Raw genomic sequence first — 22,513 nt, 5'->3', positions numbered from 1 at the left:
ATGGCACGAGTTCAACTCGAGAATATCACGAAACGCTACGAAGATGTCACCGCAGTCGACGATGTGAGCCTCGAGATCGAAGACGGGGAGTTCGTCACCTTCGTCGGCCCCTCCGGCTGTGGGAAGTCGACGACGATGGAGACCGTTGCCGGCCTGACGAAACCCACTGAGGGCCAGGTCTACATTGGCGACGACGAAGTCACGAATCTCGCACCCAAGGATCGGGGTGTCGCGATGGTCTTCCAGAACATCGCCCTGTTCCCCCACATGGACGTCTTCGAGAACATCTCCTTTGGCCTCCGGCTGCGGACCTACGACGACGACGAAATTCAACGCCGCGTCGAACGCGCGGCGGATATCGTCCAACTCGAGGGGATGCTCGACCGGATGCCCGACGAAATGTCCGGCGGGCAGCGCCAGCGCGTTGCGATTGCCCGCGCAATCGTGCGCAACCCCGACGTGTTCCTGATGGACGAGCCACTCGCGAATCTGGACGCCAAACTCCGGGTGCACATGCGCACGGAACTCCAGCGACTCCATCGCGAACTCGGGACGACGATCATCTACGTCACCCACGATCAGGCGGAAGCGATGACGATGTCCGACCGGATCGCCGTCCTGAACAAGGGGAAACTCCAACAGATCGCCCCGCCGCTGACCTGTTACAACGAGCCGGCAAATCGTTTCGTCGCCGGCTTCATCGGCTCGCCGTCGATGAACTTCGCCGAGGGTGAACTCGTCGGCGACGGCCTCGAGACCAAGCATTTCCGCGTCGATCTCGATCCAGCCGATATCCCGGGTGTGGGGATGGGCGACGCCGTCACCCTCGGGATTCGACCGGAAGACGTCCACCTCGAGCGAAGTGCGGACTCGATTCCGGACTCGACGGGGACGATCAGTGCACGGACGGATGTTCTCGAGCCGATGGGCGATGAGGTGTTTGTCTACCTGTTGCTCGCCGAAGGCATCGAGCGCTCGATGGAGAAGGATCCGTCTGCCTCGGCAGATCAGTTACTCATGAGCGTCACGCCGGATACGGAAATTGCGGAAGGAGAGGACGTCAACGTCGTCCTCGACCGGTCGAAGATTCATCTCTTCGAGACTGCGACTGGCGATGCGCTTCGCCACGGACTCACCGACGCGCCTGAACGTGATTCGGACACCACACGGTCGGAAGCCGACAGTTGATCGAGACGGCCGCGTTTGGCGATGGAACAAAGAGCCTCGAGTACCGAATTTCATATAGCCCTCTGTGGTATATCGGTGTGAAACACGACACACAACGGAACGGATGACAATGGACCGAAGCGAAATTAGAACCGGAATCGTCGGCCTCGGGAACATCGGGCAGTACCACGCCGAGCGACTGGTCGACCTCGAGGTGCCACTCGTCGGTGGGATGGACGTCGCAACGGAGGCACGGACGCGATTTGCACGCCGGTACGATGTCGACGTCTACGAAGACCACCAGGCGTTGTACGACACCGTCGACGCTGTCATCATCACAACCCCGAACAAGTACCACGAATCCTATGCGGTCGACGCGTTCGAACGTGACTTACACGTCCTCCTCGAGAAACCACTGGCTCACTCACTCGAGAGTGCCGAACGAATCGCACAGGCAGCCCGGGAGACCGACAGCCACTGCATGGTGGGATTCAACAATCGGTTCGCAAACACCGTCAAGATCGTCAGGAATCGGATCGACCGAGGGGAACTGGGCGAGGTAACCCACGTCGAAGCCAACTACGTCCGACGGCGGGGCATCCCCGGTCGAGGGTCATGGTTTACCCGTCGACAGATCGCTGGCGGGGGCGCGTTGATCGATCTCGGCGTCCACGCGGTTGATCTCGCACTCTACTTGCTCGACTATCCCGACGTCGAGGAAGTCGTTGGCGTCACTCGCAGCGATTTCGGCTCGCGCGAAGAGTACACTTACCTCGAGATGTGGGGCGACGACGCCGGGCCGGCCGGCTTCGACGTGGATGACTCCGCGAGCGCGTTCGTTCGCTGTGGGGACGACCGAACGATCAGCCTCGAGGTTGCGTGGGCAACGAACCGGCCCTCGACCCACGAGTTCGTCGCCCGCGGAACCGAGTCCGCGGCGCGATTCGACCTGCTCGATGGTGATCTCAGATTGTACTCGGTCGGCACAGAGCCCCCCCACCATCTCGAGGATACAACCATCGAGACGCGCCAGAACGACACCCATCGGGCAGAGCAGCGGGCGTTTTTCGCGGATATCGCAGCGGGACGCAACGACCACGAGAGCGTCGACCAGGCGCTGTCGGTCCAGCGCGTAATCTCAGCAATCTATGACTCGAGCGAGCGAAGCTAGACGGTCGCTATGAGAGAGTGACGACGACCGCGTACGAACACCTGGGCTGTTGCCAATCGCGGTCATCTGCAGGTCTCGCTTTTTTCTCCCGTGAGAGTCAATAACTGGCTAGACGAACCCAGAGGGGAAGACATGAGAGTCAAACGAACGCTCGTACTCGACCTCGAGCGCCGCGACGTATCGGTCGGTGACACCATCACCGTCCGCGTTCGAGACACGACGAACAGACCCATCGAGGGCGCGCGCATCGAAGCGGGATCAGGACGTCACTGGACGGATTCCACCGGGCGCTGTCAGTTAAAATTCACCACACCCGGCTTTCAGAAACTCGTCGCGAGAAAGGCAGCGACGGATCGCGTCCGCTACGAACCGGCAACGGCGCTGGTTCGGGCACTCCCAGCAACGAAAACGCCACACCTCAGCCAGTATCGATAACGCAAGAACAGTCGCTCGAGTCGATCACGTCTTATAAACTCGATCCGTCACTGCGTGCCCGTTCAAACGCCTCGATTGCCTGGTCTCGGCGCTCGCTGTGATCAACGAGTGGCTCCGGATAGTCGGGCGCGGCGTCCTCGCGTTCCTCACTCGAGAGAACACACCAATCGTGGATCGTCTCAGCCGACACCCCCTCGAGTTCTGGGATATAGTGTTTAATGTACGTTGCATCAGGATCGTACTCACGACCCTGTTTCATTGGGTTGAATACGCGAAAGTACGGCTGGGCGTCCATTCCCGTTGAGGCGGCCCACTGCCAGCCGCCGACATCGTTTGCCGTCTCGTGATCGGCGAGGTGCTGGCGATACCAGTCATAGCCCTCACGCCAATCGACCAGCAAATCCTTCGTCAGAAATGCCGCGACGAGCATCCGAACCCGGTTGTGTACCCACCCCTCCGCGAGTAACTGGCGCATCCCCGCATCGACGATAGGATACCCTGTCTCACCGGCCTTCCAGGCCTCGAGTTCGTCGGGATCGTTTCGCCACTCGATCCGGTTCTCGTAGCCACTGAAATTTGCCGTGACGATCTCGGGATTGTACGCGAGTACGTGTGTGTAGAACTCTCGGAAGGCGAGTTGTCGTTGGAACGCCTCGATACCCTCGCGCTCGTCGGCCGTCGCCTCCTCGAGTGCGGATTCAGTTGCCGAATACACCTCTCGTGGCCCGAGCGTTCCCCACTTGAAGTGAACCGAGAGTTTCGAGGTGCCATCGCGAGCCGGATAGTCGCGCTCGTCGTCGTAGGCCCCAATCGACTCGGCACAAAACGTCTCGAGGCGCTCGAGTCCTGCTTCACGTGTCACCGTTGGCACGACTGCATCAGGCTCGTCAAAGCCGAGTTCCTCGAGTGTTGGAACGGCTGATAGAGACTTACTATCGGTTGCAAGGTCGTCGGCTGTGGGCGCGTCGAACGGTGACTGTTTCTCCCGGTCGCGCCACTTCTTCCAGAAGTACGAAAACACCGAGTAGTGCTCGCCCTGATTCGGCGAGATCGACCCCGGTTCGTGACACACACTGTCGTGAACCGTTCGAACCGTGATGCCCTCGTCCTCGAGTGCAGCAGTCACCGCCTGGTCCCGCTCAGTAGCGAGGCCGCTGTAATCGGCGTTCCAGCTCACGGCATCAGCGTCGTACTCGTCGACGAGTTCCGGAAGCACACCACTGGCTTCGCCGTGGGCGATCACCAACTCGCTCTCGCGGTCGCGATACCAGTCTCGAAGCGACTGCAGTGCTCGCCGGAGACACGCGACGCGGATCGGTGAGGCGTGCTCGAGAATCGTCGGATCGAAGACGAATACGGGCACGACGCGGTCGGTGTCAGCAGCGCGAGCGAGCGCGCGGTTGTCCGGCCCGCGGAGATCACGGCGATGCCAGTGGATGATCATACCTCGAGACGCGTACTCGAGAGACAAACTTCTCCGGGTTGCGGAATCGGATGGTCATGAGACCGAGGATTATCGGTCGGGCCATCCCTGTTCGTATTGCGCAGTAAGATACCCTCGAGCGGCCTCGTAGAGTCCGCTGACGGTATAGTTGTGGCCGATGTAGACGCTGAGCAGGGCGAGCAACGTGCCCGCGATGACATCAGAGAACCAGTGGATGCCGAGATACATCGTCGAGACGACGACGCTGATCGCCAGAAACGCCGACAGGCCGAGCCACAGCGGGTACTTTGTTCGGGTGAGCCACGCCAGGAACAAGACGGTCATCGACAGCGACGTATGGAGCGAGGGGAAGACGTTCGTACTCTGATTCACCGAGTTCGTCAACTCTCTCGAGCGTGGGAACGCCTCATACATCAGCCCCTCAAACAGGACCGGATCGAAGTTCCGCGGCCCATACGCCAGAAAAAGCATATAGAAGAGCAGCCCGATCCCGTAGTTCGCCGTAAACGAGAGAATCAGCGTTTCCAGTTGGTCCATCTCCTCGAGTGCGAAGTAGGCGAGAAACGGGAACAACAGCAAGAACGCATAGCCATAGATGTAGATAAAGATGAAAAACGACGTCAGCTCCGGCGACTGGTAGGATTGAATAATCGCGACTGGGTCACCCGGCAGGATCACGCGGTCGATCTCGAACAACAGCGGCGTGATATTCTGGCTAAAGACGCGGCGCTCGAGGCGCGTGACGATATCGACCGTCGACCAGCGAATAAGGAGGACAACGCCGAGAGCAAGCAACGGCAGGAGACAGAACTCGAGTCGCCAACGAAAATCACGGAGTGCTGCGACGAGTGGCCGTGGCCCAACCAGCACTAACGCAGCGGTCACGAGCATCGTCGTGACGACGAGGGCAAGTTCAAGGAGGACAACGGCAAACGACATGCAACTACTGAGTCCTAGTGCTGCGAGAACATTAATAGCGCCCGGTTACCGACGAAGGGGCAACCGATCAGCGCAGCAGTTCGCCATCTTCGTAGCGATAGCCCGCATCTTCGAACAGTAACTGGACGCGGGTGGAGTCAATATCGCCGTCAGACCCAGGGAACGTCGAAATCGTCGACCGGTGCTCGAATCCCCAGCCATCGTTGCGGATGCCAAGCATCGAACTCTGTCCAGTCGCCGGCAGTGCCTCGCCATCGAAGAATTCCTCGACGACGTGTTCACGGTCGATCAACTGCGAAATGATGCGGCGAAAGTGCGGATTGCCGAGTTCGGGATGATGCATATTGTACCCGACCATGTAGAACGCGGTCGTCTCTCCGGTCACCGTCTGAGCCGCCGGTTCCTCACGAATTGCCTCGAGTTCCGACGGCGGGACCGGATCGCCCGTGATATCGATATCGCCCTCGAGCAACGCTTCGATCATTGCGCCGGGGTTCGGATCGACCTGAAATCGGATGCCCTCGAACTGTGACAACTCCTCGAGTTCGTCGGGTCGCGTCTCGGGATCGACACGAAAGACGTGCTCGTCGAACGGCTCGAGCTCAATTTCAGTGGTGGAAACGTCCGAGACGCGAAAGAGCCCAGAGCCGACCGGCTCGTCGTTATCGGTGACGAGTGCCTGTGTCTGATAGTCTGCGATGACCGCTGTCCGTGGCTCCCAGATGTGGGCCGGGAAAATCGGGACTGAAAGCGCTCGGATCGCAACTGACTGCGTCCCAGCATCGAATCGGATACGGATCGTCTCGCTGTCGAGTACCTCCGTGTGTTCGACGAGCGACGAGCGTCCGCGAAACCGTGGTGCTGGGAGTCCACCCTCGATGTCGCCGTCCGAGGTATCCTGCAGGAAACCAAACGTAAACGCGACATCGGTCGCCTCGAGTGGCGTTCCGTCGTGCCAGGTCAGCCCGTCATGCAGTGTGACCGTCGCCTCGAGCGGCCCGATATCTGACCACTCAATATCGGCTGCTAGCCATGGCGTATAGCCATCCGTGGTGTCACCATTGAGACTGCGCTCGTAATCCGTTCGACGCAGGAGCGGCGCATACAGCAACTCGAGGAAGCCATCGATTCGGTTTCGGTCGACGACGAGGGGATTCAGTCGCTCACCGATTTGCTCGCCAAACACGCCGACGACGAGTGGTCCGTCTCGAGGCCCATCCTCGAGTTCGTGGCTGAGCACGCGGAGGTAGTCAAGCCCACGGTGTGGCGGCGCGGAGACGTCGAGTGGCTCGCGAACGCCAGCGATTCGGTTTGGAAAGGCAACCGTCGTATACGGGACAACCTCATCCAGATACGAAATCAGTTCACCGACCGCCTCGCGCCGATTCTCGGTATCGACTGCGAATCGCTGCTCCTCGAGTGTGTCGTCGACCGTGACATCGGAGTAGTGAAACGGGTTCTGCCAGCCGCGTTCGCCACCGAATCGCGAGTGCAGCAACTCATAGAGGTCGTCGTAGTCGGTGACACCAGGATGGCGAGCAACGAAAATATCGTACTCGCCCTCGAGCAACACGTCCCGATAGAGTTCGGGTTCGCCGATTGGCTCGTGGGAAACGTCAATACCGGCTTCCTCGAGGTTTTCTCGGAACTGGCTCAGGATTTGGGCGGCGAAGGCGTCGTCATCTGCGGGGAGCGTCTTGATGGTGAGTTCGACTTGGTCCGGAGCCGTATTTTCGGCTCGTGACCAGAACTGCTCGGAACAGCCAGCAAGCGAACTCGCGGTCCCACCGGCGACGCCAGCGAGGAGGGTTCGACGGGAGACCGGCAACGCATCTTCGACCATACTGGCGACCTTACGCCATCCCAGCGTATAGGACTTACTCTCTCACCGATAGCTTACAACCGTCGTATGAAGCCCGCTACTGCCACAGAGTGGCTTTTTGAGGCAGATATTCTCTTGATACCAATCGTCCATATGAAATCGGTCGTCCGAACAGTCACGAGTCGATGACAGTCATAAATTAGTTACTATCAGATAGTAATGAGTGTCTTCGATTAGAGAGTCTCTTTTCTCCGTTCGTATGGCGGCCATAACAATGGCTGTCTGTGGCAACTCACTGAGTGTGGAATCCGTTCCCAACGCTGGGCGGTCCGGCCACGCTCGAGACGAGCGGTGATGGCCGGCCTCGAGCGCCCACGGAACGACCACGAGAGACATAACGAACCATGAAACTCGCACTCATCGGCTTTGGTCAGGCAGGCGGGAAGATCGTAGATGAATTTCTGGCGTTCGACGAGCAGATCGACGGCGGCTTCGTCGAGGCGGCAATCGCCGTCAACTCGGCAACGGTCGATCTGCAGGGCCTCGAGAACGTCCCACAGGAGAATCGCGTACTGGTCGGACAGGCACGCGTGAAAGGTCACGGCGTCGGCGCTGACAACGAACTCGGCGCTGAAGTCACCGAAGAGGATATTGACGAGATTCAGGGCGCAGTCGATAAGATCCCGGTTCACGAGATCGACGCCTTCCTCGTCGTCGCCGGCATGGGCGGGGGCACCGGCTCCGGCGGCGCACCTGTTCTCGCAAAGCACCTGAACCGGATCTACACGGAACCAGTCTACGGGCTCGGTGTCCTCCCCGGCACTGACGAGGGTGGTATCTACACGCTCAACGCGGCCCGCTCGTTCCAGACGTTCGTCCGCGAAGTCGACAACCTGCTCGTCTTCGACAACGACGCCTGGCGCAGCGCTGGCGAATCCGTCGAAGGCGGCTACGACCGCATCAACAAAGAGATCGTCGAGCGTTTCGGCTTGCTCTTTGCGGCCGGCGAAGTCGGCCACGACGACGATGTCGCCGAAAGCGTCGTCGACTCCTCGGAGATCATCAACACACTCGAGAGCGGTATCTCGACCATCGGCTACGCACGCGAAACAGTCGACTCCGACGACGGCCTCCTCTCGTCGTTCCGCGGCGAGGAAACCTTCGACGAAGGCGAAGCAACCAACCGCATGACCAGTCTCGTTCGCAAAGCAACGCTTGGGCGCATGACCCTCCCCTGTGACGTCTCGAGTGCAGATCGCGGACTGGTCGTCGCAACCGGCCCCGCCGAGCATCTGAACCGCAAAGGCGTCGAACGCGGCCGCCAGTGGCTCGAGGACGAAACGGCCAGTATGGAGATTCGCGGCGGCGACTACCCGATGTCGGACCGCGACGAAGTCGGCGCAATCGTCCTCCTCTCGGGTGTCACCGACATCCCGCGCGTCGACCAGCTCCAGCAGGTCGCAATCGAGGCTCAGGAGACGACCGAGACGGTCAAAGCCAACGCCCAAGACGAGTTCGCGTCGCTGGTCGACACCGGCGGCGAACTCGACGCACTGTTCTAACGTGCGCCGGTCGGCCCCTCCCCGCTGACGATTTGGTCCCGTGTCTGTCGCCTGCTGTCTGCTTTTCCCATGAACATTACAAGCGTTCACTGTGTATACTCGAGTGGGAGTGACACGCACTGTCCGAACCGACACGCTCGCGTGTTCTGAGGACCCGGCTCGTGTCTCGGTTCGGAGCCACTGGTCACCCACCTGTGATCTACATGACTACTCGAAGCCTGCACCTCCCGGTTGCTGCACAGCCACGCGTTGACTCACTCGTCGACCTCGCCCAACTCGGCGAGCGCCACGGCTACGACACCGCCTGGCTCCCCGAAACCTGGGGTCGCGACGCCGTCACAGTGCTCACCAGTATCGCCCGCGAAACCGACACCATCGAACTCGGCCCGAGCGTCGTCAACGTCTACTCGCGCTCGCCAGCCCTGCTCGGCCAGACGGCAACGACGCTCCAGGAAGTCGCCGATGGACGCCTCCGAATGGGTATCGCCCCGAGCGGTCCCGCCGTCATCGAGGGGTGGCACGGCCTCGAGTTCGACCGCCCGCTTCGGCGAACCCGCGAGTACATCGAGATCATGCGCGCGGTGATGAGCGGCGAGACCGTCCACTACGATGGCGATATCTTCTCGCTCTCGGGCTTTCGACTGCGCTGTGACCCGCCTGCCGAACCGGTCCCCATCGACGCCGCCGGCATGGGCCCCAAATCGGTCGAACTCGCCGGCCGCTTCGCCGACGGCTGGCACGCCATCCTGTTTACGCCCGAGGGCTTCCGGAACCGACTCGAGGATTTCCGCCGCGGCGTCGACCTCGGTGATCGCGACCGCGACGACCTCCGGGTGACCCTGTCGGTGACTGCCTGCGCGCTCGAGGACGGCGACCGTGCCCGCGAGTTAGCCCGCCAGCATCTGGCGTTCTACGTCGGCGCGATGGGGACCTACTACCGCGAGTCGCTGTCTCGACAGGGCTACGAGGACGAAGCGCTCGAGATCGCAACGGCCTGGGCCAACGGCAACCACGACGAAGCGATTGCCTGCATTCCAGAGGCACTGCTCGATGACCTCGCGGCCGTCGGTACCCCGGAACGCGCCCGCAAGGAACTCGCGAAATTCGAATCACTCGAAGGCGTCGACGATCTCTCGATTGGCTTCCCACGAGGTGCCTCGAGCGACGACATTGAGACGACACTCGAGGGACTCTCTCCTGACACGTAATGGTAGATCGAGCGGTAGGAAGCTCTTACCGACGCTCTCTCCCAGTCGTTCATCAGTGCTGATCCATTCAAGTTGATGACTGTCATGGTAGCAAGAGAATAACGAATTATGATATCGAGGTGGGGTAGAACATGAACGGACAGAACAACTCGCGGTCGATGTCAGCAGGCACAATGATGCGAAGCGCGGTCAAATCAGTCCTCTCGCGCACCGACGAGGTGACGACCATCGAGGAGTGTCGTCGCTGTGGCAAAACCGTCGAATCACGACAGACAGTGTGTCCGGTCTGTGACTGTGACGATATCGTCGAGTACCGCATCCAGTAGTCCAACTGTTTTCAACCCCAGTCGAAAGCGCCAGTGCCCACATAGCAACACGGTTGATCTGCTGCCCTGTCCCTCGTTTCCTCGAGAACACTACGAAATCGGTAACACGTCCGTTTCGAGGCGCTCGCGTCGCCCCTCGAGGATATCGAATCGGCCGTCACGGCGACATTCGAGCCAGTACAGCAAGCGTTCTGCCCACTCGAGTTTTCGTGCTTTCGAGGCATCGACGCTCGGATCGTCGAAATCCCAGCCGACGAATACGAGGGTTGCCGCGCCCAGGTGATCTGCGAGAAATGCCGCTCGATCACCGTCCGTGAAGCCACCCATATTCTGGACGTGTGCTCGCGGCGCTGCCTGGGTCGTTGGGAGGACGAATTCACCAGCGCAGTCGGGAACAACGGTTCGGACCGCAGGGACGTTGTCGCCGTGGGCGTGAACCGCGACCGGAATTTCGTTGGCCGTCAGCTCGCAGACTGTCTCTGGATTTTTGTCGAGATCCGTCACCATGCAGTCGACAGCGATATCGTTCGCGGTGAGCGTGTCCACTGCCGTCGACGCCGCGACGACGACATCGGCTGCTCGAGCGCGCTCGAGGTCCGTTTCGGTCTCGAGTGAGGGACCAGCACCGGCGATGGCGACAGTCTGCTCTCGCATCGATGGCAGTCGACTCGAGTCGAACGGCTCGGTCAGCGATGCGAGGACGTCCCGCGCGTGTTCGTCCCCCTGACGGTCGTAGCCGAAGTCCTGCAAAATCGCATCGTAGACGGGCTCCCACTCATCGAACTCCATACTGACACTCCCTGTCGAAGCTATAACAGTCCATCCGTTCTGCGGGCAACCGGCTCGAAGAGGCTGTGGAATGACTGAATAGTGCTGTAACTATCAGGTATCTAGTAGCTTCTCAAGGTGACTGTTGGGACTACAGAGCGTGACTGTCGCAATAATTCCGTGTTGTGGGCCGGGGGTCGCCTCCAAAGTACCCCTACCCGGGAGGCCGCCCGGCGTCCACTCCTTCCTTTCGAAGCCTCCGCCATAAGCTTTCTCTTACTACAGTAATGCTTCAATTTCTACTTGTAATCTCGTCATACCACGATAAGACGCCTCGAGACGCCCCAAAGACGCCGATATCGAGTCAGCTGTTCCACCCAGTAATACGATGTTACCGCATTCATGCATGGTAATTACACCCGTGTTCTCCGCTGCCGTCACAAGCGCCTGGCGCTGTATCTGTGAGTGCACACCAATCTCGAGTAGATGTATCCGTATTTCGGTATGTTTTGTGGCGTCGAGACCACGTTCCTCGAGGTGGCGACGAAGCGCACGTGATGAGTCGACCTCGAGGCGGGAGAGCGAGACCGACTCCGTCGAGACGCGTCACCGGTCGGTGAATGCGTCACCGATCAACGCAGCATCGCGCGTCTCAGCGACGTCGTGCGTGCGGATAATGTGTGCCCCCCGTTCGATGGCCATCGACGTCGCCGCCAGACTCACCGGCAATCGCTCGTCAGTCTCGCGGTCTGCAATCGTACCGAGGAAATTCTTCCGGTTGATCGAGACGAGCATCGGCCGCTCGAGGGCGCGAAACTCAGATAATCGGCGGAACGTCTCCTGATCGTCCGCGAGCGTCTGTGCCTCGCTCCAGCCACCGAACGCCGGATCGATGATCGTCTTCTCCGGGAGGCCGTTCTGTTTCAGCGCCTCATAGACCTGATCGACGTAGTCAGCGTCGGCCGCCCACTCGGGCGATTTCTGGGCTGCCCAGTCGGTTTCCTCGACAGCACCAGGACGCTCGAGGTCCGGCGGACTCGCCATCTTCGCGACGGCAGCGTCGTGTTCCTCGCAGACAGTCGGCATGTCCGGGTCAGCAAACCCACAGATGTCGTTGACCATATCGAAGCCCTGTGAGAGCGCCGCATCTGCAACCTCGGCGTAGCGCGTCTCAATTGAGAAAATCGCATCGCCCGAAACGTGATCAATCGTCTCGAGGGCAACGTGGAGTCGCTCGAGTTCCTCTGCAGCCGAGAGCACCTCGAAGCGTTTGTTCGCCGACTCGAGGCCGATGTCGACGATATCTGCGCCTTCATCGATCAGTTCCGTGTCGACGTAGGCGGCGGCGTCAGCCGGGTCATCGTAGACGCTGGGATCGTACGGTGACTCCTCGCTGACGTTCAACACGCCCATGATCCGCGGTGGATGCTCGTCGCCGATTTGCAGTCCCGCCGCATCGACGGTGTTCATACCTCGACTCAGGAATAGAGCGTAAAAGGCACCGCGGTATCGAGGAACAAATCGTGGCCATTATTTTGCTCGCCGGAGCGACACCCGATATGGACGTTTACGGAATCATCGGACACCCCGTCGAGCACTCGTTGTCGCCGCCGATGCACGAAGCCGCCTTCGAGGAGCGTGGCATTGACGCCAAGTATGTCACCTTCGAGGCCGACCCCGACCGGATCGAGGAAGCATTCGAGGGGGCACAAGCGCTCGGTGTCGATGGCCTGACTGTCACACTACCGTTCAAACATGACGCCTTCGAATTCGCCGACGTCGACGACCCAGTTCAGCGCGTCGGCGCAGTCAACACAATCGATTTCACGGACGACGGCCCGGTCGGCTACAACACCGACATGACCGGCACGCTGCAGGCCTTTGAACACCACGGCGTCTCACTCGAGGGAGCCGAGGCTGTCGTCATCGGAGCCGGCGGCGCCGCACGCGCGCTCGCGTTCGGCTTCGAAGAGGCGGGCGCAACTGTCTCGATTGCAAACCGAACGGAATCGAAGGCCCACGATCTCGCAGCCGACGTTCCCGACGCGAGCGGCCACGGACTCGAGGAACTCCCCGACCTGATGGCCGCGGCGGACGTCGTCGCGAACGCGACCAGCGTGGGTCTCGAGGAAGACGTTTCCGCCGCCCCCGCTGACGCCTGGCACGGCGATCTGACGGCGTTCGACGCGGTGTACAAACCTCTCGAGACGCGATTCCTCAGCGATGCGGCGGCCGCCGGCGCACAGACAATCGACGGCGCGTGGATGTTGCTCTTTCAGGGCGTCGACGCGTTCGAGACGTGGACGGGCGAAGACGCGCCAGTCGACGCGATGAACGAGGCGCTTCGGAGCCACCTCAGCGAATAACTGCAAACGCGCACACACGGAAAGAAGTAGTTTGACCGCTTTTTTGCCTTAGACGTCAGCGTCGGACTCGAGGAGCCGTTGCCCCGCGATCAGGAACCAGCCCTGGCCGTAGAGATTGATGGCCTGGGGTGCCTCGGGACCGCCGGGCATCGCCGCGTTACGCTGGACTGCCCCGTCCGTCGTGACGACCGTCTTGGCCGCGTTCATCGCGTCTTCGGCGACTTCGAGATAGTCGTCCTCAAGCAGCCCGCGTTCGATAGCGTCGACGAACGCGTAGGCGTACTGGAGCGTGCCCGAGGTCTCCAGATACATCGTGTCGTCGTCGATGAGGTGGTGCCAGAAGCCGCTTGCGTCCTGGTAGTCGGCCATGCTCTCGAGGTGGTCGACGAGAAGTTCCTCGACGCGGTCGCGTTTGGGGTGGTCCTCGGGGATGTAATCGAGCGTGTCGAGGACGCCCGTCGCGAACCAGCCGTTCCCGCGGAGCCAGAGCGAGCCATCGGGGAAGCTGTTTGGCTGTTCGCGCCAGATGTGACGATACAGGTCGCTGTGTGGGTCGCGCAGTCGTTTCGCGTGGACCAAAATCTGATCGACGGCTTCGTCGATTGCCTCGGGCGTATCGGTCAACTGGCCGTAGCGAGCCATGAACGGACACATCATGTAGATCGCGTCGATCCAGAGTTCGATGTCATCCATATGGTGGGTGATCCCACCGTCTTCGCTGCGCGGAGCCTCCTCGTGGAGATACTCGAACTGGCGTTTACAGGCCTCGAGATAGGACTCTGGGCCGCCGTTTTCGTAGACCTCGAGCGCGAGGACGGCGACTGCGCCAGCGTCCGGAATGGGCCGGAAGATGCGGTGTTCGTCCCATTCGGGAACCACGTCAATCGATCCGTACGCCATCAGGCCGTCGCTTGATTGCGAGCGGACGGCCCAATCGATGTACTGTTCGGCGATTTCGGTATGTTCGTCGTCGTCCGTCGCGAGAAAGCCACGAAGGACCATCGGGCGCTCGCCCTGGATGAAATCCTCGAAATCGAGGTCGTTCGTGTACGACGCGACAGTTGGAAGCAACTCTTCGACGGATCGATCTCTTGGCATACCCAACCGTGAGAGAGAATCACACTTAAGGTTGCACATATGTCTCGAGGACCATGTTAAGAGTGAACTCGTGTCAGATTATGCTGCAAAAACACGTCTCGAGGAACAGAAACGAAAGAAAACGATGAGACGGTCGGACGCGAGAGCGGGCTACAGGCCGAGTGCGGTCATAATCGAGACGCCACTGGCGAGCGCGCCGATGAGGTAGCCGCCGATTGCGCCGCCGTTGAGCAAGGGTAGACCCGCGTGGGCGCGGCCCTTGAGGACCATCCACAGCAAGACGAGCAGTCCGGCGAGCGTGCCGACCATCGCACCGAGTGCCGGGACGTTCATCGTCAGCAGCGAGCCACCAATTGGGTCGGCCTCGAGGAAGAAGGCCGCGCTCACGACGAGAATCGTCGGGATGACGGCGTCGCCGAGGCCGATGAACAGCGCGTCGCGGTCGAACTCGCGCTCGTCTGCTGTGCTGTCGTCGGCAGTTGTGTCCGCCGGTTCAGCATCTGCGCCACCGTTTGTGTCCGGCGTTGGAGAGTCAGCCGTTGCTGTGGTGTCTGCGTCGTCGGGTTCAGATTCGTCCTCGAGGGTCTCGGGACCGCTTCCGGCTGCGAGGTAGGAGTACGAGAGCGTCGTCGGGATCACGAGGACGACGGGGATTTTCAGGTCCATCACGCCTTCGGCGAGGTCGAGCATGTGCTCGGTGCCGTAGACGCTGATGGCGTCGTAGACGGCGAGGACGGCGAGCAACAGGAGCGCGGGTAACAGCCCGAAACTGATCCCAAACAGCGCGGCCGCACCTGCGCCCATCAACACGCCGGCGAGGTCGATGACGTACCACTCCGGATACAATAGGAGCGCGCCACCGACGCCGAACGCGGCGAGGACGGCGAGGACGTTCATCGGACCGGCCGTGACGACGGGCGGAACGAACTCCGTGAAGACGAACCACGAAATCATCACGCTGACACCGATGATCAACGCCTGAATCAGGCGCTCTAAGTCGTACTTGAACGCGGCGAGCATCAACGCGGTTGCGACGAGAATAATCCCGAAGTAGACGATACTGTTGGTGGGGTTCTCAGGATCCTCGACGGCCTGATGGCCCGATGCATCGAACGGCTCGATAAGCGCCAGTGAGCCGAGTTGGACGCCGAGAAAGAGCACCACGACGAACCCAACGGCGAGGAGAACCCGCATCCGGTCGTTCATAGCGCGGCGTTTGCACCCCGTTCCTATGGGTGTTTTCGTTGGCGCTCGAGGCCGTTTTCCACCGACACCTACCGAGCGTACAGCGTCGAGCCAACCAGCGCTGGCACGTGGACGTCGTTGTCCGGCGTCACCGCCAGATACGGCTGGGAAACAGGCCCGAAGACGTCGACGACGCGGCCGACTTCCTCGAGTGAGTCGTCGAGAACGATTGTCCCGATGTTGTTCTGCAGGTCAGAGATGTCGTCGGTGTTGTCACTCTCATCAGCGCGAAGGATGGCAAGTCCCTGTGCGATTCGGACAACGGAACCTACTCGCTGCATGTTACTCACGCATCGCGACGACGTAGGCCGCGACGGCCTGTACGAGATCGTTCTTTGAGTCGTCAGCGCCACGGACGACGACGCGGCCGCGATCAGCCCAGGGCTCTCTCGAGTAGGCTTTATCGCGTTCAATCGTCGCGTCGTAGCCGATCTGCTGGACGGCTTTCGCGATTTCATCGACCGACGGCTCTTCGACGGCCAGATCCTCCGCGACGCGGCGTCCCTCAGAGCGTGTGCGGGCCGCGTCGAGATAGGCGGGCCAGATAACGTTCTCGACCATGCGCTACTCTGCGATGGCCGACGTGTAAATCCTTTTCAAAAGAAGTCGCACTGAACAGCGTCGATTGAACCGGAGCAATCCGACCGAGACTCGAGTGAAAACTCGTTACTCGAGGCTGTTACTGCCTACGCGCCAGAAACGCACCAGCGAGGAGTGCAGCGACAATAGCGACTGGTGCGCCAAAGCCGGGGATCGAGTCATTGTCTGCGTCGTCCGCGCCGACTGCACCGTCGTCCGCGCCGTTCTCATCCGATTCTGTTCCACTTTCATCATCGTCAGCCGCGTCGCCGTCGTCTGTCTCGTCGTCCTCGAAGTCGGCTGCAGCCTCTTCGTAGGCCTCAGGGTGAACCTCCTGTGCGATGTCTTCGATTGCGTTGACGACGAGCGGGCCAGGCTGACTCATGAAGTTGTCGTGAACGGTCACGAACTGCTCGGTTTCGTAGGCAGTGGTTCCCATAACGGCTTCACTGACGGGCGGCTCGCCCCAGGACTCGCCGTAGATGATCCACTCGGGGTCTTCCTCGATAACGGTTTCGTCGTTGATCTGTTCCCAGCCCTCGATGCCGGCGTCTGCGCCGAGATTTTCAACACCGGCCGTCGTCAGGATTTCGTCCTGGAAGGTTCCCTCACCGGGGGTGAATCCGTCAGGTCCCATCGGGTAGAACGCGAGCGGACGATCCTCACCGTCGAGTGCCTCCTCGATGATCTCGAGGCGGTCGTTCATTTCATCAATCCTGTCCTCGGCACCCTCACACTCGCCGACGATCTGGCCGGTGAGTCGGATGTTCTCAGCGACGCCCTCGAGTGAGTCCTCTGTCTGGAAGACGTACACCGGAACATCAGCATCGCGAAGTTGATCGACGGCGTCAGCGCCGGAGACGGCGTCCGCAGCGAGGACGATATCGGGTTCGCGGTCGATCACTTCCTCCGTGATTGGTTCGACGTCACTGTCGTCCGTGATATCGAGGTCCTCGTCAGCGTCGAGATAGTCGGTGTACTGCCCGACTGGCATGCCGGTGACCGTGTCTTCAGCGCCGATCTCGAACAGGACCTGCGCATCGCTCGGCTGGAGGGCAACGACCGATTCGGGTTCCTCCTCGAGTGTGACCGTCTCACCGGTGCCATCCTCAAGTTCGAGCGGGTACTCACAGGTGAGCGAGTCCTGAGCCGATGATGAAAGTGTTGGGATAGACTGTGCCTGCTGGTCGACTCCCTGAACGGCTGGTGCCCCCGCGGTGCCGGCAACGGAGGCAGGAGCGACCGCTGCCACCAGAATAACGGTGACAACGAGTGCGAGTAGTTTCTGTTGCATCGGCTGGTACGTCTGCCCACTCCAACAAATATTTGACTACTGCAAGCGAGGTTGCAATCGTGTCGCAGTCGGGACGAGTCATTTCGTGGTCAATCGCCCTAATAGCGCTTCTCGTCGGCGTTATCGTCGGGAGCGCGATGCTCGGCCCGGTTCGAATCGATGCACCCACCGTCGTCCACGCAGTCATAAACCACATCGGCAGTGAGCGCTACGACATCCCCGCCTCACACCAGACGATCATCACGGACGTTCGACTGCCCCGGATCATCCTCGCCGCAACGGTCGGGTTCGCCCTCGCCGCCGCCGGAACGGTCATGCAGGGCTTCTTTCGAAATCCGCTCGCAGACCCCTCAATTATCGGCGTCTCGAGCGGCGCTGCAGCGGGTGCTGTCGCCGCTATTGCCTTCCCCGCGCTCATCCCGTTCTCGAGCGTGACGATCCCACTGCTTATCACCAGCCTCGAGGTCTCTGCCCTGCAGATGGCCGCATTTCTGGGTGCAATAACGACGGCGTTTTTGGTCTATGCAATCGCAACAGAGGGCGGGCGAACGCCGGTCGCGACGCTGTTGCTCGCGGGCGTGGCGATTCAGGCGTTTCTGGGCGCGATGATTTCGTACATGCTCGTCCACAGCGGCGACGACCTCCGGGAGGCGGTCGTCTGGATGATGGGTCATCTCCACCGGAGCAACTGGGGCGATGTCGAGTTTGCACTCCCGGTTTCGCTCGTCGGTGTCGGGATTCTCGTCGTTTACACGCGAGAGTTGAACGTCCTGTTGCTCGGGGAGGAAGACGCCCACCATCTCGGAGTCAACGTTGAGCGAACGAAGGTGCTGTTGCTCGCGGTTGCGAGCATCGTCACCGCTGCGGGCGTTGCTGTGGCTGGCGTCATCGGCTTCGTCGGCCTCGTTGTCCCCCACATCATGCGCCTGATCGTCGGCCCGGATCACCGGATTCTCTTGCCGACGAGTGCACTCGCCGGGGCTTCGTTTCTCGTCATCACGGACACGCTCGCCCGCGTTGGCCTCTACGGCTTGCCAATCGTCCCCGTCGGCATCGTCACCGCAGCGCTTGGCGCGCCCTTCTTTCTGTACCTGCTCACGAAACGCGAGGTGCACGCCCTATGATCGGGTTTGGTGCCAGTGACGACACCGATAGCAACGCCAGTACGAACACTGACACCGACAGCAACACCAACTGCACCGCAACCGGCCGACTCGAGGTCGACGCCGTCTCCGTCTCCTTCGGTGACGTCTCCGTCCTCGAGAACGCCTCGCTCACTGTCGAACCGGGCGAGTTCGTCGGACTCGTCGGCCCGAACGGCGCTGGAAAGACGACACTGCTCCGTGCGATCAGCGGGGCACTCTCGCCCACGTCGGGAACGGTCGCCATCGACGGCACCGACGTCCACGACCTCTCCTCGAAGGCCTCGAGTCGGCTCGTCGCGGTCGTGCCGCAGGATACGTCGCTCTCGTTCTCGTTCGACGTCGAGACCGTAGTCGAGATGGGGCGTCACCCCCACCGCTCACGGTTTTCGCCGCCCACCGAAGCGGATCGCGAGGCAGTCGATACCGCACTCGAGCGGACCCGAACGGCACAGTTTGCAGATCGAGCAATCGACGAAGTAAGCGGTGGCGAGCGCCAGCGAGTCGTTCTCGCGCGCGCCATCGCACAGGACACTCCCGTCATGTTGCTCGACGAACCGACCGCGAGTCTTGACGTGAATCATCAAGTCGAAACCCTCGAGTTGGTCCGAGAACTGGTCGAGGAAGGTCGAACCGTTGTCGCAGCCATCCACGACCTGAACCACGCGGCGCGGTACTGTGATCGACTCGTCATGCTCGCAGACGGTGCGGTCTATCGCAGCGGGTCGCCAGCGGACGTCCTGACAGGTGAGTCGGTCGCCGACGTCTTCGATGCGACCGCCGCGGTGACGACGAATCCGATCACAGGGACAGAAACCGTGACAGCGCTCTCGGACGCCGGCAGATCACAGCGCGACGAACCGGACGCAGACGGAGACGACGCCAATGGCACCAACAGCCCACCGCTTCGCGTTCACGTCCTCGGCACGGGAGCCACCGCTTCGGGCGTCCTCGCGCGCCTCGAGACCGCTGCAGCCCCCGTCGATCTCACGCTCGGCCCAGTCACCGCAGATGAGACCGCAGCCGAAACCGCGCGCTCACTCGGCGTCGACCGCTTCGAGGTCGCCCCGTTCGAATCACTGTCGGCAGCCACGCTGGCGGCGTTCGAGGAGTCGGTGCAGGTGGCCGACGTCACCGTCGTCACTGCGTCCATCCTCGAGCGGCCAGGGGGCGGAACGAAGCAACTGCTCGAGACGGTCGAGACGACAGCCGAATCGGTCGTGATTGCAACTCGAGCAAACGAGGACCACGAAGGGGCCTCATCTCGAGGCAGTTCACGCTTCGATCAGGCGCGAACGACTGACGCGACGCCGGAGACGATTCTCGAGGCTATCGCCGAGAAAACGTCTCGAGAACTCGAGACGCCCTCGAGTGCGGATTGACCGGCTGGGTGGGGTGATTAGTACCCGAGGAGTCGGAGGATGATCCCGAGTACAATCCCTGAGAGGCCGACGAGGATGCCCACGCCGGGGAGCACCGGAATTGGAAGGAGACCGATACCCAAGATAATCGCGAGGACGATCACAATAGTCGAAATCCGGACCATACTCGAGTGTGTCGCGAGCGACGTGTAGCGGTTGTGCTTGCGCTCGCACCGGCGACAGGGCGGGAAATAGTGGCGTTCACACCGGAGACACTCACTGGCGGTCCAGTCCGTCGTCACATTGGATTGTTGGTGTATCCTCCGACCGGAGGTGTTTTACGTCGATAAACGAATTTCCTGGTAGGCGGCACGGTCAGGCAACCACCTTTCACTGCGCGTGGTTTCCACGTGCACTGTCGTTGACTGGCCTACCCCGTCTCTCTAATACTCTCGAGCGACTGCGCTCGTCCGAAACTACCGAACGAACAGCGACAGCCGCGCGCATACGAACGGCCAACGAAGCGACGACGGGCGAGGGCATCGCCGGTCTGGCCGCAACTGGACGGTTTTTTACCCCTCCGCCTCCGAGTCCACGCCAATGAGCGATACCGAGTACGAGTACGAGGACCTCGGTCTCGTCGCCGGGCTGGAAATCCACCAGCAACTCGATACGGCGACGAAGCTGTTTTGTCAGTGTCCGACCGACCTCCGCGAACCCGAAGAATCGACCCGCACGTTCACGCGCTATCTCCATCCCACGCGCAGTGAACTCGGCGAAATCGACGACGCCGCACTCGAGGAAAGCAAGGTCGACCGCGAGTTCGAGTACCTCGCCTACGACACCACCTGCCTCGTCGAAGAAGACGACGAGCCGCCCCACGAATTGGATGACGAGGCCCTCGAGACTGCACTCGAGGTCGCCCAACTGATGGAGATGAACCCGGTCGACCAGGCCAACGTCATGCGGAAACTTGTCGTCGACGGCTCGAACACGTCGGGCTTCCAGCGCTCGACGCTGATCGCCACCGGCGGCGCAATCGAGACGAGCGACGGCCCGGTCGGCATCGAGGACCTCCTGCTCGAGGAAGAAAGCGCCCAGCGCGTCGAAGAGACTGACGATGGCGTCCGCTACAGCCTCGACCGCCTCGGCATTCCGCTCGTCGAAATCGGCACGAGTCCCGACATCTCGAGTCCCGAACAGGCGCTCGAGGCAGCCGAACGGATCGGCATGTTGCTCCGGTCGACCGGGAAGGTCAAACGCGGGCTGGGGACGATCCGCCAGGACGTCAACGTCTCCATCGCGGAGGGCGCACGCGTCGAGATCAAAGGCGTCCAGAGCCTCGACGACATCGACGACATTGTCCGGAACGAAGTCGCGCGGCAGGCCGAACTCGTCGCGATTCGAGACGAACTGACAGAGCGCGAGGCAAGCGTCAGCGACCCCGAGAACGTCACCGACGTGTTCGAGGGAACCGACAGCGGCGTGATTCAGGGCGCACTCAGTTCGGGTGGCACCGTCATGGGCGTCCGACTCGAGGGCTTTGACGGCCTCGTCGGCCGCGAAATCGCCCCGGACCGTCGCCTCGGCACTGAATTCTCTGATCACGCAAAGCGCCACGGCGCGGGTGGTATCTTCCACACCGACGAGCTGCCGGCGTACGGCGTTACCGACGAGGAAGTCGCAGACCTGCGCGACGCAGTCGATGCGGACCCCGAAGACGCCGTGGCCATCGTCGCCGACGAGACCGACGTTGCCGAGGCCGCCATCGACGCCGTCGTCGAGCGCGCACAGACCGCACTCGAGGGCGTGCCAGAAGAAACTCGCGGTGCGAACGACGACGGGACGACTCGCTACCTGCGTCCGCTGCCCGGCGCGGCGCGGATGTACCCCGAAACGGACGTGCCGCCGGTCGAGCCTGACCCGAGCGAGGTTCCCGAGCCGGAACTCCTGACTGAGAAGGTCGAACGCTATCAGGACGAGTACGACCTCGGCGCGGGACTAGCCGAACAGGTCGCCTACGGCACGCACATGCCGTTGTTCGAAGATGTCGTCGCGGACGGCATCGACCCGACACTCGCGGCGTCCACGCTCGAGTCGACGTTGACGGAACTCCGCCGTGATGACGTGGCCGTTGAGAACGTGACGGAAACGCATCTGCAGGGCGTCCTTCGGATGGTCGAGGACGGAGACCTACCGAACGAGGGCGTCGGTGACCTCCTCACGGCGCTGGCCGACGAACCCGACCGGACTGCCGAGGAGGCGGCCGACGCGGAAGACCTCGGCGGCGCTGACGACGAAGCGGTCCGCGAGGCAATCGTCGAGGTCGTCGAACGAAACGAAGCGCAGGTCGCAGAGGAAGGCATGCAGGCGTTCTCCGGACTCATGGGCGAGTGCATGGGCGCACTCCGTGGGAAGGCGGACGGCGACCTCGTCAGTGAGGTCCTGCGCGAAGAGATTCAAAAGCGAGCCTGAAGACGCTCGAGTACGGTTTTCGCAGTCAGTCGTTGCTTTGCCGGCAGTTGTCGTTTTATCGTCAGCCGTCGTTTCACCGTCATACGGTTTACTGTAAGTCATTTCCGGTGC

At 61.3% G+C, this 22,513-nt stretch carries 20 protein-coding genes and 1 pseudogene; 10 read left to right on the top strand and 11 right to left on the bottom strand.

The annotated features are described in order from the left end of the window. From B2G88_RS06155 to B2G88_RS06145, 3 genes are all read left to right on the top strand, one after another. Positions 1-1,188: an ABC transporter ATP-binding protein gene (locus B2G88_RS06155; protein ID WP_087714258.1), complete on the top strand. Its 1,188-nt coding sequence runs from the start codon at positions 1-3 to the stop codon at positions 1,186-1,188. Between the two features lie 103 nt (positions 1,189-1,291). Further along, positions 1,292-2,338, top strand: a complete 1,047-nt coding sequence (locus B2G88_RS06150; protein ID WP_087714257.1) for a Gfo/Idh/MocA family protein — start codon at positions 1,292-1,294, stop codon at positions 2,336-2,338. Positions 2,339-2,470: 132 nt separating this feature from the next. Next, the gene (locus tag B2G88_RS06145; RefSeq protein WP_054863437.1) at positions 2,471-2,773 is read left to right on the top strand and encodes a carboxypeptidase-like regulatory domain-containing protein; all 303 of its coding nucleotides are present in this window, start codon (positions 2,471-2,473) and stop codon (positions 2,771-2,773) included. 31 nt (positions 2,774-2,804) lie between these two features. Here the strand turns inward: B2G88_RS06145 and B2G88_RS06140 are convergent, their stop codons facing one another. The 3 genes from B2G88_RS06140 to B2G88_RS06130 all read right to left on the bottom strand — a co-directional run bounded on the left by B2G88_RS06140 (position 2,805) and on the right by B2G88_RS06130 (position 6,999). Next, complete coding sequence (locus B2G88_RS06140) at positions 2,805-4,217, bottom strand: cryptochrome/photolyase family protein (RefSeq protein ID WP_087714256.1); 1,413 nt, start codon at positions 4,215-4,217, stop codon at positions 2,805-2,807. A gap of 69 nt (positions 4,218-4,286) precedes the next feature. After that, the gene (locus tag B2G88_RS06135; protein WP_054863436.1) at positions 4,287-5,156 is read right to left on the bottom strand and encodes a phosphatase PAP2 family protein; all 870 of its coding nucleotides are present in this window, start codon (positions 5,154-5,156) and stop codon (positions 4,287-4,289) included. Between the two features lie 67 nt (positions 5,157-5,223). Beyond that, on the bottom strand, positions 5,224-6,999 hold the full coding sequence (locus B2G88_RS06130; RefSeq protein ID WP_054863435.1) for an ABC transporter substrate-binding protein: 1,776 nt from the start codon (positions 6,997-6,999) through the stop codon (positions 5,224-5,226). 383 nt (positions 7,000-7,382) lie between these two features. Between B2G88_RS06130 and B2G88_RS06125 the strand changes: the two genes are divergently transcribed. The 3 genes from B2G88_RS06125 to B2G88_RS06115 all read left to right on the top strand — a co-directional run bounded on the left by B2G88_RS06125 (position 7,383) and on the right by B2G88_RS06115 (position 10,074). Then, positions 7,383-8,540 (top strand): tubulin/FtsZ family protein, encoded by a 1,158-nt coding sequence (locus tag B2G88_RS06125; RefSeq protein WP_087714255.1) that lies wholly within the window; start codon positions 7,383-7,385, stop codon positions 8,538-8,540. A 203-nt stretch (positions 8,541-8,743) separates the two neighbouring features. Further along, entirely contained in the window at positions 8,744-9,748 is a 1,005-nt protein-coding gene (locus B2G88_RS06120; RefSeq protein ID WP_087714254.1) for a TIGR04024 family LLM class F420-dependent oxidoreductase, read from the top strand. Between the two features lie 131 nt (positions 9,749-9,879). Beyond that, positions 9,880-10,074 (top strand): hypothetical protein, encoded by a 195-nt coding sequence (locus B2G88_RS06115; RefSeq protein WP_054863434.1) that lies wholly within the window; start codon positions 9,880-9,882, stop codon positions 10,072-10,074. Positions 10,075-10,164: 90 nt separating this feature from the next. Here B2G88_RS06115 and B2G88_RS06110 read toward each other — a convergent pair whose 3' ends face one another. Continuing rightward, entirely contained in the window at positions 10,165-10,863 is a 699-nt protein-coding gene (locus B2G88_RS06110; RefSeq protein ID WP_054863433.1) for a 6-hydroxymethylpterin diphosphokinase MptE-like protein, read from the bottom strand. A 258-nt stretch (positions 10,864-11,121) separates the two neighbouring features. Then, a pseudogene (folP, locus tag B2G88_RS06105) lies at positions 11,122-12,312 on the bottom strand (dihydropteroate synthase). A gap of 89 nt (positions 12,313-12,401) precedes the next feature. Here folP and aroE point away from each other — a divergent pair. After that, positions 12,402-13,208 carry a shikimate dehydrogenase gene (aroE, locus tag B2G88_RS06100; RefSeq protein ID WP_087714253.1) on the top strand — a complete coding sequence of 269 codons (807 nt, stop codon included), beginning with the start codon at positions 12,402-12,404 and terminating at the stop codon, positions 13,206-13,208. Positions 13,209-13,256: 48 nt separating this feature from the next. Here aroE and B2G88_RS06095 read toward each other — a convergent pair whose 3' ends face one another. From B2G88_RS06095 to B2G88_RS06075, 5 genes are all read right to left on the bottom strand, one after another. Next, positions 13,257-14,306 (bottom strand): glycoside hydrolase family 88/105 protein, encoded by a 1,050-nt coding sequence (locus B2G88_RS06095; RefSeq protein ID WP_087714252.1) that lies wholly within the window; start codon positions 14,304-14,306, stop codon positions 13,257-13,259. Positions 14,307-14,456: 150 nt separating this feature from the next. Then, positions 14,457-15,512 carry a presenilin family intramembrane aspartyl protease PSH gene (locus tag B2G88_RS06090; protein ID WP_054863432.1) on the bottom strand — a complete coding sequence of 352 codons (1,056 nt, stop codon included), beginning with the start codon at positions 15,510-15,512 and terminating at the stop codon, positions 14,457-14,459. Positions 15,513-15,580: 68 nt separating this feature from the next. Further along, the gene (locus B2G88_RS06085; protein ID WP_054863431.1) at positions 15,581-15,832 is read right to left on the bottom strand and encodes an H/ACA ribonucleoprotein complex subunit GAR1; all 252 of its coding nucleotides are present in this window, start codon (positions 15,830-15,832) and stop codon (positions 15,581-15,583) included. 1 nt (position 15,833) lies between these two features. Next, complete coding sequence (gene srp19, locus B2G88_RS06080) at positions 15,834-16,112, bottom strand: signal recognition particle subunit SRP19 (protein ID WP_087714251.1); 279 nt, start codon at positions 16,110-16,112, stop codon at positions 15,834-15,836. 118 nt (positions 16,113-16,230) lie between these two features. Continuing rightward, a complete protein-coding gene (locus tag B2G88_RS06075) occupies positions 16,231-17,424 on the bottom strand; it encodes a PGF-CTERM-anchored ABC transporter substrate-binding protein (RefSeq protein ID WP_087714250.1) in 1,194 nt (397 codons plus the stop codon). A 59-nt stretch (positions 17,425-17,483) separates the two neighbouring features. Between B2G88_RS06075 and btuC the strand changes: the two genes are divergently transcribed. Together btuC and B2G88_RS06065 are read left to right on the top strand one after the other, a co-directional pair. Continuing rightward, the gene (gene btuC / locus B2G88_RS06070) at positions 17,484-18,548 is read left to right on the top strand and encodes a vitamin B12 ABC transporter permease BtuC (RefSeq protein ID WP_054863445.1); all 1,065 of its coding nucleotides are present in this window, start codon (positions 17,484-17,486) and stop codon (positions 18,546-18,548) included. Continuing rightward, complete coding sequence (locus B2G88_RS06065) at positions 18,545-19,948, top strand: heme ABC transporter ATP-binding protein (RefSeq protein ID WP_087714249.1); 1,404 nt, start codon at positions 18,545-18,547, stop codon at positions 19,946-19,948. Before btuC ends, B2G88_RS06065 begins: the two co-directional genes overlap by 4 nt. Positions 19,949-19,965: 17 nt before the next feature. On the opposite strand, the gene B2G88_RS19475 is transcribed toward B2G88_RS06065, so the two are convergent. After that, entirely contained in the window at positions 19,966-20,112 is a 147-nt protein-coding gene (locus tag B2G88_RS19475; protein WP_176393183.1) for a hypothetical protein, read from the bottom strand. A 415-nt stretch (positions 20,113-20,527) separates the two neighbouring features. Here B2G88_RS19475 and gatE point away from each other — a divergent pair, with 415 nt between their 5' ends. Beyond that, positions 20,528-22,402 carry a Glu-tRNA(Gln) amidotransferase subunit GatE gene (gatE, locus tag B2G88_RS06060; RefSeq protein WP_087714248.1) on the top strand — a complete coding sequence of 625 codons (1,875 nt, stop codon included), beginning with the start codon at positions 20,528-20,530 and terminating at the stop codon, positions 22,400-22,402. Positions 22,403-22,513: the final 111 nt, after the last annotated feature.

This window comes from Natronolimnobius baerhuensis (genome assembly GCF_002177135.1).
GTDB classification, from domain to species: domain Archaea; phylum Halobacteriota; class Halobacteria; order Halobacteriales; family Natrialbaceae; genus Natronolimnobius; species Natronolimnobius baerhuensis.
Note: the sequence above shows the minus strand (reverse complement) of the source record. Positions and strands in the feature narration are given on the sequence as shown.

Coding starts and splice junctions, on each gene's coding strand:
- B2G88_RS06130 (WP_054863435.1), bottom strand. CDS start 6,999: ATGGTCGAAGATGCGTTGCCGGTCTCCCGTCGAACCCTCCTCGCTGGC.
- B2G88_RS06140 (WP_087714256.1), bottom strand. CDS start 4,217: ATGATCATCCACTGGCATCGCCGTGATCTCCGCGGGCCGGACAACCGC.
- B2G88_RS06090 (WP_054863432.1), bottom strand. CDS start 15,512: ATGAACGACCGGATGCGGGTTCTCCTCGCCGTTGGGTTCGTCGTGGTG.
- B2G88_RS06150 (WP_087714257.1), top strand. CDS start 1,292: ATGACAATGGACCGAAGCGAAATTAGAACCGGAATCGTCGGCCTCGGG.
- B2G88_RS06125 (WP_087714255.1), top strand. CDS start 7,383: ATGAAACTCGCACTCATCGGCTTTGGTCAGGCAGGCGGGAAGATCGTA.
- aroE (WP_087714253.1), top strand. CDS start 12,402: ATGGACGTTTACGGAATCATCGGACACCCCGTCGAGCACTCGTTGTCG.
- B2G88_RS06095 (WP_087714252.1), bottom strand. CDS start 14,306: ATGCCAAGAGATCGATCCGTCGAAGAGTTGCTTCCAACTGTCGCGTCG.
- B2G88_RS06075 (WP_087714250.1), bottom strand. CDS start 17,424: ATGCAACAGAAACTACTCGCACTCGTTGTCACCGTTATTCTGGTGGCA.
- B2G88_RS06135 (WP_054863436.1), bottom strand. CDS start 5,156: ATGTCGTTTGCCGTTGTCCTCCTTGAACTTGCCCTCGTCGTCACGACG.
- B2G88_RS19475 (WP_176393183.1), bottom strand. CDS start 20,112: ATGGTCCGGATTTCGACTATTGTGATCGTCCTCGCGATTATCTTGGGT.
- B2G88_RS06110 (WP_054863433.1), bottom strand. CDS start 10,863: ATGGAGTTCGATGAGTGGGAGCCCGTCTACGATGCGATTTTGCAGGAC.
- B2G88_RS06065 (WP_087714249.1), top strand. CDS start 18,545: ATGATCGGGTTTGGTGCCAGTGACGACACCGATAGCAACGCCAGTACG.
- B2G88_RS06145 (WP_054863437.1), top strand. CDS start 2,471: ATGAGAGTCAAACGAACGCTCGTACTCGACCTCGAGCGCCGCGACGTA.
- B2G88_RS06155 (WP_087714258.1), top strand. CDS start 1: ATGGCACGAGTTCAACTCGAGAATATCACGAAACGCTACGAAGATGTC.
- srp19 (WP_087714251.1), bottom strand. CDS start 16,112: ATGGTCGAGAACGTTATCTGGCCCGCCTATCTCGACGCGGCCCGCACA.
- B2G88_RS06085 (WP_054863431.1), bottom strand. CDS start 15,832: ATGCAGCGAGTAGGTTCCGTTGTCCGAATCGCACAGGGACTTGCCATC.
- B2G88_RS06120 (WP_087714254.1), top strand. CDS start 8,744: ATGACTACTCGAAGCCTGCACCTCCCGGTTGCTGCACAGCCACGCGTT.
- gatE (WP_087714248.1), top strand. CDS start 20,528: ATGAGCGATACCGAGTACGAGTACGAGGACCTCGGTCTCGTCGCCGGG.
- B2G88_RS06115 (WP_054863434.1), top strand. CDS start 9,880: ATGAACGGACAGAACAACTCGCGGTCGATGTCAGCAGGCACAATGATG.